Genomic DNA, 14,461 nt, shown 5'->3' with positions numbered 1-14,461 from the left:
TCACATAATGGAGACCACCGCCTTGCACCTCGCGCGCCGCCTGGACCTGCGCCTGCTGTCCAGCCTGGAAATCCTGCTGGAGACCAGGAGCGTCTCGCGCGCGGCCGACCGTCTGGGCGTCAGCCAGCCCGCGATGAGCCGCATCCTGGCGCGCCTGCGGGACCAGCTGGACGATCCGCTGCTGGTGCGCGGGCGCGGCGGCATGGTCCTGACGCCGCGGGCCGAGGCGCTGGCGGGTCCGCTGAAGGGCTGGCTGAGCCAGGGGGAGGCCATGTTGCGGCCGGCGGCGTTCGATCCCGCCAGCCTGGACCGCACCTTCCGCATCGCCTCCACGGACTTCGGCATCCTCAGCGTGATCCGGCCCGTGGCTCCGGCCCTGGCCGAGGCGGCGCCCGGCGCCTCGATGGAGATCGAGGCCCTGTCCGCCAACAGCCTGCGCCGGCTGGCCGAGGGGCGGCTGGACCTCGTCGTCATCGGCTATCCGCCCGAGGGCAACGGCGTCCGCTTCCGCAAGCTGTTCACCGAAAGCCGCCTGGGCCTGATGCGACGCGGGCACCCCGCCTCGGCTGTCGCGCTGACGCCGGACAATCTGTTCGACTGGCCGCATGTCACGGCCCTGGTCGGCGACGGCTTCAGCGATCCCCTGGAGCACCTGGCCGGCGAAGGCCAGGGCCGGAAGGTGCTGATGGCGGCCCCGAGCTTCGCCAGCGTGCCCTTCATGGTGGCCGACACCGACGCCCTGGCCATCCTGCCGTCGAAGGCGGCGCGTCACTTCGCCCGGGTTTACGACCTGGACACCTTCGAGCCGCCGATCCCGCTGCCGACCTTCGACTATTATGTCGCGTGGCATGATCGGTCCCTCGCCGACGGCGCCACGCAATGGCTGGCCGAGGAGATGGCGGACTCCGTCGCCGCCTTCGAAGAACGGAAGCGCCAAGCGGTCGTCCGGCCGCCAAGGATGCCGGCCACGCCGCCCCCGATCGGTCTGCTGGCCGCAACGGCGCGGTGAGCGGATCGCCTCTGGGACCCTGTCCGCTGGACGCCGCTTTGCCCGTGACCGCACTGGCGCCGTCCTGACCTCCCATCCAGATCGGCAGGCCCGCTGAGACACCGCCATTGGACTTGCAGTTCCTCCAAGATGCGATAGGGTTATGGAAGCGCTTCCAACAGCGCCAATGAAATAGGGGCATGCCGCCAAGGCGTGTCGAGGGAACGGAAGGGGAGAGCCATGGGCAGCGCATTCGCTGGCTTTGATGAAACACGTTCGAAGGGAAGGTCGCGACTGCGGTTGACCGCGTCTCTTCTGGCGCTGGCGGCGGGGCTGCCGGGGGCCGCCCTGGCCCAGCAGGCGACGGAGCCGGCGGACGCCAGCCAGCCGACCGAGGTCGAAGAGATCGTAGTCACCGGCCTGCGGCGGGGCCTGGCGGATTCGATCGCCACCAAGCGGAACGAGACCTCGATCGTCGAGGCGGTGTCGGCCGAGGACATCGGCAAGCTGCCGGACGTTTCGATCGCGGAGTCGATTGCGCGCCTGCCCGGGCTCGCGGCGCAGCGGGTCAACGGACGCGCCCAGGTCATTTCCATTCGCGGCCTGGCGCCGGACTTCACCACCACCCTGCTGAACGGTCGCCAGCAGGCCAGTTCGGGCGACAACCGGGCGGTGGAGTTCGACCAGTATCCGTCGGAACTGCTGTCCGGCGTGGTGATCTACAAGTCGCCGGACGCCGAGATTTCGGGCATGGGCCTGTCGGGCACGGCGGACCTGCGCACCGTGCGTCCGCTGGAGTTCGGCGACCGCGCCCTGGCGATGAACCTGCGCGGCGAGATGACCGAGGGCGACGCGCTGAACGACGACATGCGCAACTACGGCGGCCGTTTCTCGATCAGCTATATCGACCAGTTCATGGACGACACCCTGGGCGTGGCCTTCGGCTACGCTCACCTGGATTCCCCGTCCCAGAACCAGCACTTCAAGGCCTACAACTACGAGGCCTTCGGCGGCGTGTGCCAGCCCAATCCCGACGACGTGGCGCCCTGTTCGCCCAATACGGTGACGCCGGACGCGGCCGACGCCGCCCTGATCGTGAACGGGCAGGAAATCTTCGCCACCTCGCGTCTGAATCAGCGTGATGCGGCCATCGGCATCATCGAGTGGCGGCCGAACGACCGGCTGCGGTCGGTCCTGGACCTCTATTATTCCAAGTTCGACCAGGAAGAGACGACGCGCGGCGCGCAGTGGTTCTCCAACGGCTGGGCGGACGGCGCCTATTTCACCGATGTCGTCGCTGAGGATGTCGGCGGGTCTCTGATCGCGCGCAGCGGCACGCACCACAACGCCGTCCCGATCATCCGCAACGACTACAATACCCGCCAGGACGAGATTTTCTCGGCCGGCCTGAACACCGAATACCAGCTGAGCGACCGGACACGGATCGTCGCCGACCTGTCGTATTCGACCAATCAGCGGACCGAGCAGATCCTCGAGACCTACGCCGGCTACGGCCAGGGCGTGGGCGGCGTGTCGGGGGCGACGCCGGACGTCGGCCGCACCTATGACGTGATCGACTTCGTCATCAACGACGACGGCTATCCGACCTATTCGGAAGGACTGGACTACGCCGACGCCTCCCAGGTGACGCTGGGCGACCGCGCGCCGTGGGGCGGCTGGGCGCACGATGGCGCCATTCGCTTCCCGGATGTCGAAGAGAGCATCCTTGCCTTCGACGTCAAGGGCGAGACGACGATGGACGGCTTCTTCCACACCCTCACCTACGGGGTGAACTGGGCCAACCGCGACAAGTCCAAGCGGGTCGACGACTTCGACCTGTTCCTGAAGAACGGACGTCAGCAGGTGCTGGTCGATCCGCAATATCTGGTGAAGCCGACCTCGCTGGACTGGGCCGGCTTCGGCGAGGTGCTGTCGATCGATCTGGAGCGCGCGCTGGACGTCTATTACGACCGGGCGCCGATCCTGGACGCCAACTTCTACGACAAGAACTGGGACATCGAGGAAGAGGTCACGACCGCCTTCGTCAAGCTGGACTTCGAGGGCGGGAACTGGCGCGGCAACGTCGGCATGCAGTTCGTGGGCCAACACCAGGAGTCCACCGGCGTCGTCATCAATGGCACGGAGGCGGGACAGCCGATCGTGCCAACCTCGGTGACGAAGGGGGCGGATTATCTCGACATCCTGCCCAGCCTGAACCTGATCTACGACCTGGGCCGCGGACAGCGCATTCGGTTCGCCGCCTCTCGCACCATGGCGCGGCCGCGCATGGACGAGATGCGGGCCAATGTCACGCCGGGCTTCAACTCCCTGGTCTGCACCGGGCAGAGCTGCCAGCCGGGGCAGGTGGTCAATCCGTGGTCGGCCTCGGGCGGCAATCCGGAGCTTGAGCCGTGGCGGGCGAACGCCTTCGACTTGGCCTATGAGTGGTACGTGGACGCCACGACCTATCTGTCGATCGCGGGCTTCTACAAGGATCTGGAAAGCTACATCTACGTCCAGAACGGCACGTTCGACTTCACCGGCATTCCCTTGCCGTCCACCGCATCCGCCATCCTGGAGACGGGCGCGATCATCAGTCCCATCGGGCAGATCAGCCTGCCGGCCAACGGCGACGGCGGCACGGTGCAGGGACTGGAGATCAGCGGGGCGCTGAACTTCGGCACGGTGTGGGAGCCGCTGGACGGCCTGGGCGTGCTGGGCAGCATCTCCTTTACGGAGTCGGACCTGAATCCGGCCCCGGACGGACAGACGGTGCGCATCCCGGGCCTGTCGGGCACGGTCTACAACATCACCGGCTACTACGAGAGGAACGGCTTCCAGGCCCGCATCTCCAAGCGGTTCCGCGAGGCGTTCAAGGGCGAAGTGGTCCAGTTGTTCGCCACGCGCGGCTACACGGAAATTCTCGACGACGAGCAGATCGACGCCCAGATCGGCTACACCTTCGAGGAGGGGCCGCTGGAGGGACTGGGCCTACTGTTCCAGGTCAACAACCTGACGAACTCGCCCTATCGCACGCGGATCGGCATCGACGGCGGCGGCGTCACCACGGCGGACGGCGGCGCATTGCCGGAAACCTACGAAGAGTACGGCCGGCAGTTCCTGTTCGGCGTCAACTACCGGTTCTAGGGCGCGTCTTCCCCCGCTCTGGCCTGGGCGGGACGCCCGTCGTCCCGCCCGTCTTCTTTTATCCAGAAACGAAGAGATTCGGCGCATGACCTTCCACAAGACGACGCTGCTTCCCCTGCTGCTGCTGGCCGGCTGCGCCGTCGCGCCCATGACGGACGTCGCGGGTCCGATAGACGGCTCGGACTGGCCCGCGCTTCGGGCGCCCGCGCCGGACGCCGCGATGGAGGCCCGCATCGCCCGGATCGTGGCGGGCATGACCCTGGCGCAGAAGATCGGCCAGATCACCCAGCCGGACGTGCGCTACATCACGCCCGACGAGGTCCGTCAGTACTACATCGGATCAGTGCTGAACGGCGGCGGCGCCTGGCCCGGGATGAACAAGCACGCGACGGTCGCCGAGTGGGCGGCCCTGTCGGACCGTTTCCACGATGCGGCGCTGGCGACCGACATGGCCACGCCCATTCCCCTGATCTGGGGCACGGACGCCGTTCACGGCCACAACAACGTCTCGGGCCACCCTGTTTCCGCACAACATCGGCCTGGGCGCCGCGCACGATCCCGCGCTGATCGAGCGGATCGGACGGGCGACGGCCCGCCAGGTGCGCGCCACGGGCATCACCTGGGTTTTCGCGCCCACCCTGGCGGTCGGCGAGAACCGCCGATGGGGCCGGACCTACGAAAGCTATTCCAGCGATCCGCAACTGGTCGCCGAATACGGCGAGGCGCTGGTCCGCGGACTTCAGGGGCGGCTGACCGGCGACGGGGACGTGGTCGCCACCGCCAAGCACTACATGGGCGACGGCGGCACCTACAACGGCGTCGACCAGGGCGAGACCCGCGCGACCCGCGCCGAGATGATCACCCGGCATGGCGCCGGCTACTACACCGCGCTGAACGCCGGCGTGCAGACCGTCATGGCCTCCTACAGCAGCTGGAACGACGTCCAGGCCGGGCGCGACTACGGCAAGATGCACGGCAGCCGCGAGATGCTGACCGACGTGCTGAAGGACCGCCTCGGCTTCGACGGCTTCGTCGTTTCGGACTGGAACGGCATCGAGCAGGTCCCCGGCTGCACCAAGTCGCACTGTCCCCAGGCGATCAACGCCGGCGTCGACATGGTGATGGTCCCCGAGGACTGGCGCGCCTTCATCCAGAACACCACCCAGGACGTGGAGGCCGGCCGCATTCCCGTGTCGCGCATCGACGACGCCGTGACGCGCATCCTGCGGGTGAAGCTGCGCTCCGGCCTGTTCGACCGCGCCCCGTCTGACAGTCGCTTCAACGGCCGCGCGGAGGCGATCGACGCGGCGGAACTGGCCCGTGAAGCGGTCCGCAAGTCGGTCGTGCTGCTGAAGAACGAGGACAAGGCCCTGCCGCTGGCGCGAGGCGCGGGCAAGGTGTTGGTGGTTGGCGACAGCGCCGACAGCCTGTCGAACCAGACCGGCGGCTGGTCCCTGACGTGGCAGGGGACGGAAAACTCCAACGCCGACTTCGCGACCGGATCGACGCTGCTGGGCGCGCTGAAGTCCCAGTTGGGCGCGGAGAACGTGGTCTATTCGCCCGACGGCTCAGGCGTGGACATGAGCGCCTTCTCCAAGGTCGTGGTGGTGCTGGGGGAGACGCCTTACGCGGAATACAACGGCGACGTCCGCTTCCCCACGCCGGTCCAGCACAGCCGCCTGCATCCGCGCGACCTGGCGGCCCTTCGCGCCGTATCGGGCAAGGGCGTGCCGGTGGTGTCGGTGCTCTATTCCGGGCGCCCCGCCTACGCCAACGACCTGATCAACCTGTCGGACGCCTTCGTCGCCGCCTTCCTGCCGGGCACGGAAGGCGCGGGGCTGGCGGACGTGCTGCTGGGCGGCCGTTTCGACTTCACGGGACGGCTGTCTTTCGCGTGGCCCGGATCGGCCTGCAGCACGGGCGAGGGGGCGGGCGACGTGGTGCAGTTCCCACGCGGTTACGGCCTCAGCTACGCGCGGCCCGCGCGCACCGGCGAACTTCCCTTGCCCGCGACGCCGGGAACCTGCGACTAAGCAGCACAACAAGACCCTCCAGGGAGGAAGGCGTGCGCCAACTGAAGAGGATCCTCATCGTCGGGGGCGGGTCCGCCGGCTGGATGACGGCCGCCCTGTTCTCGAAACTGTTCCGGGGCCGGTACGACATCACGCTGGTGGAGTCGGACGCCATCGGAACCATCGGCGTCGGGGAGGCCACCATCCCGGCGATCAGGAAGTTCAACGAGCTGATCGGACTGGATGAGAACGACTTCATCCGTCGGACCCAGGGCAGCTTCAAGTTGGGCATCCAGTTCGTCGATTGGTTGCGCAAGGGCGATCGCTACATGCACGCCTTCGGCGTGATCGGACGGGACCTGGGCTGGCTGCGCTGCCACCAATACTGGCTGAAGATGCGGGAGAGCGGCGGCGCGGGCGACCTTGGCGCCTATTCCATCAATGCGGCGGCCGCGCTGGAGAACCGCTTCATGCGGCCCGACCCCAAGATGAGGTCGTCCCCGCTGGGCCAGATCACCTACGCCTTCCAGTTCGACGCCGGGCTCTACGCCCGCTACCTGCGACAGATGTCCGAGGCGGCCGGCGTCGTGCGGCGCGAGGGCAAGGTCTGCGCCGTCCAGCTGCGAGCCGAGGACGGCTTCGTCGAGTCCGTCACCCTGGAAGACGGCGAGGTCATCGCCGCCGACCTGTTCGTCGATTGCTCGGGCTTCCGCGGCCTGATCATCGAGGAGGCCATGAAGACCGGCTACGAAGCCTGGACGCAATGGCTGCCGTGCGACCGGGCCATCGCCGTGCCCTGCGCCCGCACCGAGCCGTTCACCCCCTACACGCGGGCCACGGCGCGGGACGCCGGATGGCAGTGGCGCATTCCGCTGCAGCACCGCACCGGCAATGGCCACGTCTTCTCGAGCCGGCACATGGACGAGGCCGAGGCCGAACGGGTCCTGCTGGCCAATCTGGATGGGGCGCAGCTGGCCGAACCCAACCGCATACGGTTCGTCACTGGCAAGCGGCGCCGGATATGGAACCGGAACTGCGTCGCGGTCGGTCTGGCGGCGGGGTTCCTGGAGCCGCTGGAGTCCACCAGCCTGCACCTGATCCAGTCGTCGCTGATCCGTCTGGTGCGGCTGATGCCCGACGCCGGGTTCGACCCCGCCAACATCGACGAGTTCAACCGCCAGACCGACTTCGAATACGAGCGGGTGCGGGATTTCATCATCCTGCACTACAAGGCGACCGAGCGGGACGACACGCCCTTCTGGCGCCACTGCCGGGACATGCCCGTGCCCGACACCCTCCAGCGCAAGATCGACCTGTTCCGCGCCAACGGCCGTGTGTTCCGCGAGGACGACGAACTGTTCACCGAGGAGAGCTGGATCCAGGTCTTCCTGGGGCAGGGGATCACGCCGCGCCATCCCGATCCCCTGGTCGACGTGACCGACGAGGCGGCGATCGACCGCTATCTGGGCGACATCCGCAGCGTCGTCGGCAAGTGCGTCGCCAGGATGCCGCCGCACCCCGACTATGTGGCCCGGATCGTCCAGGCGCCGCAGGGTCAGGCGGCCGGCGCTTCCCAGACATAGGTGGCCGCGCTGCGGGCCGGCAGAACCGTCTCGCCGCGCCAGCCTTCCTCGCCCACCGTCAGCGGAGCGGGCTCGGCGCGCTCGTTGTACAGCACCAGCACGCGCTGGCCGTCGGGGTTGACGAAGGCGACGCTAGAGACGCCTTCGATCTGGCTGGACCCGACCCGCACGGCCCCGGGCCGCACGAAGCGGCTGGCGTGGCCGAAGGCGTAGTATTCCTGGTTCGGCGTCACCGCGCCCGTGCGGCTGTCGATCGTCACGACGCCCCGGCAGTCGCCGCATCCGCCGGCGTGCGGTCCATGGTTCTCGTCCAGCGCGAGATTCCACATCAGGACGCCGCGCCCCAGTTGCGCGTCGAACCGATGATCAGCGTCTTCATCGTCCAGCCGAAGGAGTCTCCGAAATCGGCGGCCCAGTCGCCGCCTGAGCATTCGGTGAAGAAGACGTCCTTGTCGGGATGGACGCGTCGGACCTGGTCCTGAGCGGCGACGTCGCCGGCGTAGCAATGCCAGGCGACGCCCGAGACGTAACGGCGCGCCGTGTCGTCGGCCAGCACGCCCAGCGGCTGCTGGGGCTGGTCCCAGTTGTGGTCCCAGTCCAGGATCCTGGCGTCGATCCCGGCCTGGGCCAGGGCCGGCCCCAGGTGGCGGCCGATGAAGACCGCGCGCTGCGTCGCCGGCCATCGCATGCCGGGATAGCTGTCCGGCTCGAAGTCCGGCTCGTTCTGGATGCTGAGGTAGTCGGTCGGCACGCCGTTGTCGGCCGCGGATCGGATGTAACGCAGCCAGTAGTCGGCGTAGGTCGTATAGTGTTCGGGCTTCAGCGTGCCCTGGATCAGGCTGCCGGTGGTCTTCATCCAGCCGGGCGCGCTCCACGGCGAGGCCATGACCTTGAGGTCCGGATTGATCGCCATCGCGGCGCGCACCGTCGGGAAGACATGCTCTTCCATGCGGCGCGTCGAAAACCCCGCCAGTGTGGGGTCGGGCGCGTCGGCCAGGCTGTAGTGGTCGAGCGAGAAATCCGAGGCGCCGACCGTCACCCGCGTGAAGCTGAAGCCCAGTCCTTCGCCGTCGCGCCCGAAAAGGGTTCGAAGCAGCGCGTCGCGCGCCGCGGGCGTCAGGCGGGTCTGGATCAAATAGGCCGAGGCGTCGGTGATGGAGGCGCCGAAGCCGACCATGGACTGCTTGCGATCGTCCGGCGTGACCACGATCCCCGGGGCGTCGCGCCCGTCCCGTCGAAGCACGAACGGGGTCTGCTCGCTCAGGAGCCGGCTCTGGTCGCCGGTCGTGACCCAGTGGCGCACGGGCGTCTGCGCCAAGGCTGGCGTCTCAAGGATCGCGGCCGCCACAGTCGCGGCCGCCAGGATCCCGAGGATTGTTCTCGTCCGTCGCATGGATTTCCTCCTGCCCGCCTGCCGGCCGGTCATTGTTATGGAAGCGCTTCCAGCATCGCAGTCCTGGTTATCGAGTCAAGGCGCGCCGGGCGGTCCGCTGGACTCGCGGGCGATCACCCTGTGGGGCAGGGTCTCGAAGCGGGGGCCGTCCTCTTCCCCCGCCAGTCGCCGGGCGATCGCGCTCACCGCCGCTCCAGCCATGTCCTTCAACGGCTGGTGCACGGTCGTCAGCGGGGGCCAGACGATTTCCGACATCGGCGTGTCGTCGAACCCCGTGATGGAAAGTTCGTCCGGCACCGACAGGTGCAGGCCGTGCGCGACCGACAGGGCGCCGGCGGCGGTGTCGTCGTTGGCGCAGATGATGGCGGTGGGCGGGCTCCTTTCGCCGAGCAGCCGTCGCGTATGTTCGACCCCGGAGCGGAAGGTGAAGTCGCCGCCCAGCACGCGGACGGACGCCGGGTCCAGGCCTTGGCTCTTCACCGCGCGGCGCAGCCCTTCGAGACGACGGGCGGCTGAGAGGTGGCTCTCAAGGCCCGTGATGTAGGCCAGGTTTCTGTGACCCAGGCCGAGCAGGTGGCGGGCCACGTCGTAACCGCCCGCCTCATCGTCCACGCCGACGCCGTCGGCCAGGCCGCGGGTCGACGGCGAGGGCGAGATCAGGGCGACGGCGCATTGAGCGGTCGCGGCCTTCACCAGATCAGGGTCGTCAGAGAACGGCGGCGTCAGCACCACGCCCTGGCAGCGCTGGGTGCGGATCAGCTCCAGCACCTGCCGCTTCCAGTCGGGGCTGTGCTGCGGCACGTGGTGCGTCAGGAGATGACGCCCCTGGACCAGGCACTCGCGCAGCGCGCCCAACTCCAGCGCCGACGCGTAGAACGAGTTGGGTTGCGCATCGAAGTCGGAGGCGAACACCAGAGCGATCAGACCGCTGCTGCCGCTGGCCAGGCTGCGCGCCTGCGGGTTGACGGAGTAGTTCAGCGACCGGACCGAGGCCCAGACGCGATCGCGGACCTCGGGGCGGACGTTCGGCCCGTCGTTGAGCACGCGGGACACCGTCGTGCGCCCTACGCCGCTATGGCGCGCCACGTCATCGATGGTCGGTCGGCGAGCCTGCATTCTTATCCCGCGAAGCGCGGCCCTTCTATGGAGGAAACGGCCGCGGTTCGTCCACCTCTCCGACCGTTCGCGCCCGATCCAGGGATGGGGCGATCAGCGGCCGGCGATGCGTTCGGCCTTGGCCACCAGGCCTCGAGCTTGGCGGATCGAGGCGACGTCGATCATGCGGCCGTCCAGCGTGGCGGCGCCGCGCCCCTGGCCCGCCGCCTCGTCCATCGCGGCCAGGATGCGGCGCGCCTGGGCGACCTCGCCTTCCGGGGGGGTGAAGACGGCGTTGATGGTCTCGATCTGGCCGGGGTGAATGGCCCATTTGCCGTCGAAACCCATCGCGGCGGTGCGGCGGGCGGCGGCCTGAAGACCATCCAGGTCGGCGTGGCGCGACCACGGGCCGTCCAGGGCGCGCAGGCCGTTGGCGCGCGCGGCGACCAGGATGCGCGACATCGGATAGTGCCACAGGTCGCCCGGGTAGGCCGGGTCCTGTTCGCCGATCGCGGTGGTGCGGGCGCCGGTCGAGGCGGCGTAGTCCCCGGGGCCGTAGTGCAGGGCCTCGACACGCGGCGAGGCGGCGGCGATGGCGTCGACGTTCGCGATCCCCTGGGCGCTCTCGATGATCAGCTCCAGGCCGACGGGCTTGGCGCGGTCCTGTTCGCGCTCGACCTGGGCGACCAGGGCGTCCAGGGCGTGGACATCGGCGGGGCGATGGACCTTGGGCAGCATCAACAGGTCCAGCCGGTCGCCTTCGCCCTCCAGCACGGCGACCACGTCGCGAAAGGTCCAGGGCGTGTCCCAGGCGTTTACGCGGATCGACAGGGTCTTTGAGCCCCAGTCGAACATCGACGGGGCGCGGGCGGCGTTGGCGCGGGCCTGGGCCTTGTCGGCGTCGGCGACCGAATCCTCCAGGTCCAGGAAGACCACGTCCGCATCGCTGGTCGCCGCCTTTTCGATGAAGCGCATCGAAGCGGCGGGGACCGACAACTGGGACCGGTTCAGGCGGACAGGAGCGGACATGAGAGCGGCCTCAGGCGACGGACGATTCCGCCGCCTGTCTAGCACGGCCTTCAGCGCGCCGCCTTGGCCCTGGCGCGGAAGGCGTGCAGCAGCGGCTCGGTGTAGCCGTTGGGTTGGGCCGCGCCCTCGAAGATCAGGGCGCGCGCGGCCTGGAAGGCCAGGCTGTCGTCGGGGGACGGCGCCATCGGTCGATAGGCGGGGTCGCGGGCGTTCTGGGCGTCGACCTTGGCGGCCATGCGGATCAGGGCGTCGTCCACCTGCTCGGCCGTGCAGACGCCGTGCATCAGCCAGTTGGCCAGGTGCTGCGCCGATATCCGCAACGTCGCCCGATCCTCCATCAGGCCCACGTCGTCGATGTCGGGCACCTTGGAGCAGCCGACGCCCTGGTCGATCCAGCGCACGACATAGCCCAGTATGCCCTGGCAGTTGTTGTCCAGTTCGCGCGCGACCTCGTCGGGCGACCAGTTGGTGTTGGTGGCCAGCGGGATCGTCAGCAGATCGGACAACGGCGGCGGCGCCTGGCCCGCCAGTTCGCGCTGGCGGGCGGCGACGTCGACCTGGTGATAGTGGACCGCGTGCAGGGTCGCGGCGGTCGGGCTGGGCGTCCAGGCGGTGTTGGCCCCGGCCTGGGGGTGGGCGATCTTTTCCTTCAGCATGGCGGCCATGCGGTCGGGCGCCGCCCACATCCCCTTGCCGATCTGGCCGCGCCCCGCCATTCCGGCGGCCAGGGCGATGGCGACGTTGCGGGCCTCATAGGCCTGGATCCAGGCCGAGGCCTTCATCTCGGCCTTTCGCACCATCGGCCCGGCGCGCATGGAGGTGTGGATCTCGTCGCCCGTGCGGTCCAGGAAGCCGGTGTTGACGAAGACGATCCGGCCCCGGACCGCGGCCATCACGGCGGCCAGATTGGCCGAGGTGCGGCGTTCCTCGTCCATCACCCCGATCTTGATCGTGTGGCGCGCCAGGCCCAGCAGGTCCTCGACCGCATCGAAGACGCGGTTCGTGAAGGCGGCCTCGGCCGGCCCGTGCATCTTGGGCTTGACGATATAGACCGAGCCCTCGCGGCTGTTGCGGAAACGGCCGGCGCCGTCCAGGTCGTGCTTGGCGATCAGGGTGGTCAGGACGGCGTCGACCAGACCCTCGGGCGCCTCGGACCCATCGGGCAGGCGGATGGCGGGCGTGGTCATCAGGTGGCCGACGTTGCGCACGAACAGCAGGCTGCGGCCGGGCAGGGCGAGGGGCGCGCCGTCCGGTGCGACATAGGCGCGGTCCTCGGCCAGGCGGCGGGTCAGGGTCCGGCCGCCCTTGTCGAAGTCGGCCGACAGGTCGCCCTTCATCAGGCCCAGCCAGTTGCGATAGGCCGCGACCTTGTCGGCGGCGTCCACGGCCGCGACCGAATCCTCCAGGTCGACGATGGTGGACAGGGCCGATTCCAGCACCACGTCGGCCAAGCCCGCCGGATCGGTCGCCCCGATCGGGTGGGCGCGGTCGATGACCAGTTCGATGTGCAGGCCGTGGTGGCGCAGCAGCACCGCCTCCGGCGCCGCCGGGTCGCCGCGATAGCCCACGAAGGCGGCCGGATCCGCCAGCGCCGGCGACAGGGCGCCGTCACGGACCGACCAGCCTGACGCCTCGGCGTGTGAGCCTTCGGCCAGCGGAACGGCCTGGTCCAGGAAGGCCTTGGCCCAAGCGATGACCTTGCCCCCGCGCGCGGGGTCGTAGCCGCCGCCCGCCGCCGGGACCGGCGAAATGGCGTCCGTGCCGTACAGGGCGTCATACAGGCTGCCCCAGCGGGCGTTGGCGGCGTTCAGCAGGAAGCGGGCGTTCAGCACCGGCACGACCAGTTGCGGCCCCGCCGCGATCAGTTCGGCGTCCACCCTTTCGCTTTCGACCTGGAACGGCGCGGGTTCGGGAACCAGATAGCCCATCTCGGTCAGGAAGTCGGTGTAGGAGGCGCCCTCCACGGCGCCGGGGCGGGCGTCGTGCCAGGCGTCGATCCGCGCCTGCATGCGGTCGCGCTCGGCCAGCAGGGCCAGGTTCTCGGGCGTGAACCGGTCCAGCAGGACGGCGAAGCCGCGCCAGAAGGCGTCCGCCTGCAGCCCCAGGCCGGGCAGGGCCTCGGTTTCCACGAAGGCGGCCAGGTCCCGGGCCACGGACAGGCCGGCGCGATCGACGGTGCTCATGGGCGTCCTCACTTTCACGACCCATCCTAAGGGGTTGCGGCCCGCACGCCAGACGCAAAGATGGATGATCTGTCGTGCGGATCATGCAAAGATCAGTCATGGATGACGAATACGCCCTGTTCGCCGCCGTGGTGGAGCACGGCAGCCTGTCGGCCGCGGCGCGGGCGATGCGCCTGTCGCCGGCGATGGCGTCGCGTCGGCTGGCGCGGCTGGAGGACCGGCTGGGCGTCCGGCTGCTGAACCGCACCACCCGCCGCCAGAGCCCACCGAGGCGGGGGCGGCCTTCTATCGCCGCGTGGTGGAGATACTGGCGGCCTCGCGCGAGGCCGAGGCGCTGGTCGCGGGCGGCGCCCGGACGGCGGCGGGACCCTTACGGATCACCGCGCCGACCTCGTTCGGGCGGATGCACGTCGCGCCCTATCTGAAGGGGTTTCTGGATCGTCATCCCAAGGTGGCGCTGCGGCTGGACCTGTCGGACGCCTATGTCGATCTGGTGGGCGAACGCTATGACCTGGCGATCCGCATCGGCCAGCGGGTGGAGGCCTCCATGGTCGGGGTGCGGCTGGCGTCCAATCGGCGGGTGCTGTGCGCCAGCCCCGCCTATATCGTGGAACACGGCGAGCCCCGGACGTTGCGGGATTTGTCAGGCCACCGGCTTCTGGCGGCGGCGGGCCAGTCGCCGTGGCGGCTGCAGGGGCCGAACGGCGCGGTGTCGGTCACGGTAGACAGCCGGGTGGCCACCAACTCCAGCGAGGTGGTGCGCGAACTGGCCGTCGCCGGCGCGGGCATCGCGCTGCGTTCGACCTGGGACATTCACCAGGATCTGGCGGCGGGCCGTCTGCGGGTCGTGCTGCCCGATCACCAGGGCGCGCAGTCGGTGGGGCTTTACGCCGTGCATCCGCGTTCAGACCTGGTCCCGGCCTCGGTCGTCGCCTTCGTCGCCTATCTGGCGGACCTCTACGGCGATCATCCGCCTTGGGAAGATCGCGCCGAATGACGCCGGTCGGGGCGAATTTCCTGGCGTCCAGCTT

General features: G+C 69.2%; 11 protein-coding genes. 6 read left to right on the top strand and 5 right to left on the bottom strand.

What is annotated here, in order from left to right:
* Positions 1-22: 22 nt before the first annotated feature.
* The 4 genes from MU852_RS04615 (at position 23) to MU852_RS04595 (ending at position 7,730) form a co-directional block, all read left to right on the top strand.
* The gene (locus MU852_RS04615) at positions 23-1,009 is read left to right on the top strand and encodes a LysR family transcriptional regulator (RefSeq protein WP_249751214.1); all 987 of its coding nucleotides are present in this window, start codon (positions 23-25) and stop codon (positions 1,007-1,009) included.
* Between the two features lie 219 nt (positions 1,010-1,228).
* Positions 1,229-4,135: a TonB-dependent receptor gene (locus tag MU852_RS04610; RefSeq protein ID WP_430641189.1), complete on the top strand. Its 2,907-nt coding sequence runs from the start codon at positions 1,229-1,231 to the stop codon at positions 4,133-4,135.
* 518 nt (positions 4,136-4,653) lie between these two features.
* Positions 4,654-6,168: a glycoside hydrolase family 3 protein gene (locus MU852_RS04600; RefSeq protein WP_347342370.1), complete on the top strand. Its 1,515-nt coding sequence runs from the start codon at positions 4,654-4,656 to the stop codon at positions 6,166-6,168.
* 32 nt (positions 6,169-6,200) lie between these two features.
* Positions 6,201-7,730, top strand: a complete 1,530-nt coding sequence (locus tag MU852_RS04595; protein ID WP_249751212.1) for a tryptophan halogenase family protein — start codon at positions 6,201-6,203, stop codon at positions 7,728-7,730.
* On the opposite strand, the gene MU852_RS17710 is transcribed toward MU852_RS04595, so the two are convergent.
* The 5 genes from MU852_RS17710 to MU852_RS04575 form a co-directional block, all read right to left on the bottom strand.
* A complete protein-coding gene (locus tag MU852_RS17710) occupies positions 7,703-8,059 on the bottom strand; it encodes a glycoside hydrolase family 30 beta sandwich domain-containing protein (protein WP_347342339.1) in 357 nt (118 codons plus the stop codon). The genes MU852_RS04595 and MU852_RS17710 overlap by 28 nt on opposite strands.
* The gene (locus MU852_RS04590; protein WP_347342338.1) at positions 8,059-9,048 is read right to left on the bottom strand and encodes a glycoside hydrolase family 30 protein; all 990 of its coding nucleotides are present in this window, start codon (positions 9,046-9,048) and stop codon (positions 8,059-8,061) included. The genes MU852_RS17710 and MU852_RS04590 overlap by 1 nt, the downstream gene beginning before the upstream one ends.
* Positions 9,049-9,198: 150 nt before the next feature.
* Positions 9,199-10,239, bottom strand: coding sequence for a LacI family DNA-binding transcriptional regulator (locus tag MU852_RS04585; RefSeq protein WP_249751211.1), 1,041 nt, complete (start codon positions 10,237-10,239; stop codon positions 9,199-9,201).
* A gap of 93 nt (positions 10,240-10,332) precedes the next feature.
* Positions 10,333-11,247, bottom strand: a complete 915-nt coding sequence (locus tag MU852_RS04580) for an HpcH/HpaI aldolase/citrate lyase family protein (protein WP_249751210.1) — start codon at positions 11,245-11,247, stop codon at positions 10,333-10,335.
* Positions 11,248-11,297: 50 nt separating this feature from the next.
* Positions 11,298-13,430, bottom strand: coding sequence for a malate synthase G (locus MU852_RS04575; protein ID WP_249751209.1), 2,133 nt, complete (start codon positions 13,428-13,430; stop codon positions 11,298-11,300).
* Between the two features lie 83 nt (positions 13,431-13,513).
* On the opposite strand from MU852_RS04575, the gene MU852_RS04570 reads away from it, so the two are divergent.
* Both MU852_RS04570 and MU852_RS04565 read left to right on the top strand, forming a co-directional pair.
* The gene (locus MU852_RS04570) at positions 13,514-13,855 is read left to right on the top strand and encodes a helix-turn-helix domain-containing protein (protein WP_347342369.1); all 342 of its coding nucleotides are present in this window, start codon (positions 13,514-13,516) and stop codon (positions 13,853-13,855) included.
* Positions 13,738-14,427, top strand: a complete 690-nt coding sequence (locus MU852_RS04565; RefSeq protein WP_249751857.1) for a substrate binding domain-containing protein — start codon at positions 13,738-13,740, stop codon at positions 14,425-14,427. The genes MU852_RS04570 and MU852_RS04565 overlap by 118 nt, the downstream gene beginning before the upstream one ends.
* The last annotated feature ends 34 nt before the right edge of the window (positions 14,428-14,461 follow it).

The organism is Brevundimonas albigilva (genome assembly GCF_023503965.1).
GTDB lineage: Bacteria > Pseudomonadota > Alphaproteobacteria > Caulobacterales > Caulobacteraceae > Brevundimonas > Brevundimonas albigilva.
Note: the sequence above shows the minus strand (reverse complement) of the source record. Positions and strands in the feature narration are given on the sequence as shown.

Excerpts from the sequence above, each read along its gene's own strand:
- MU852_RS04610 (WP_430641189.1), top strand. The coding sequence starts at position 1,229 with ATGGGCAGCGCATTCGCTGGCTTTGATGAAACACGTTCGAAGGGAAGG.
- MU852_RS17710 (WP_347342339.1), bottom strand. The coding sequence starts at position 8,059 with ATGTGGAATCTCGCGCTGGACGAGAACCATGGACCGCACGCCGGCGGA.
- MU852_RS04580 (WP_249751210.1), bottom strand. The coding sequence starts at position 11,247 with ATGTCCGCTCCTGTCCGCCTGAACCGGTCCCAGTTGTCGGTCCCCGCC.
- MU852_RS04575 (WP_249751209.1), bottom strand. The coding sequence starts at position 13,430 with ATGAGCACCGTCGATCGCGCCGGCCTGTCCGTGGCCCGGGACCTGGCC.
- MU852_RS04570 (WP_347342369.1), top strand. The coding sequence starts at position 13,514 with ATGCAAAGATCAGTCATGGATGACGAATACGCCCTGTTCGCCGCCGTG.
- MU852_RS04585 (WP_249751211.1), bottom strand. The coding sequence starts at position 10,239 with ATGCAGGCTCGCCGACCGACCATCGATGACGTGGCGCGCCATAGCGGC.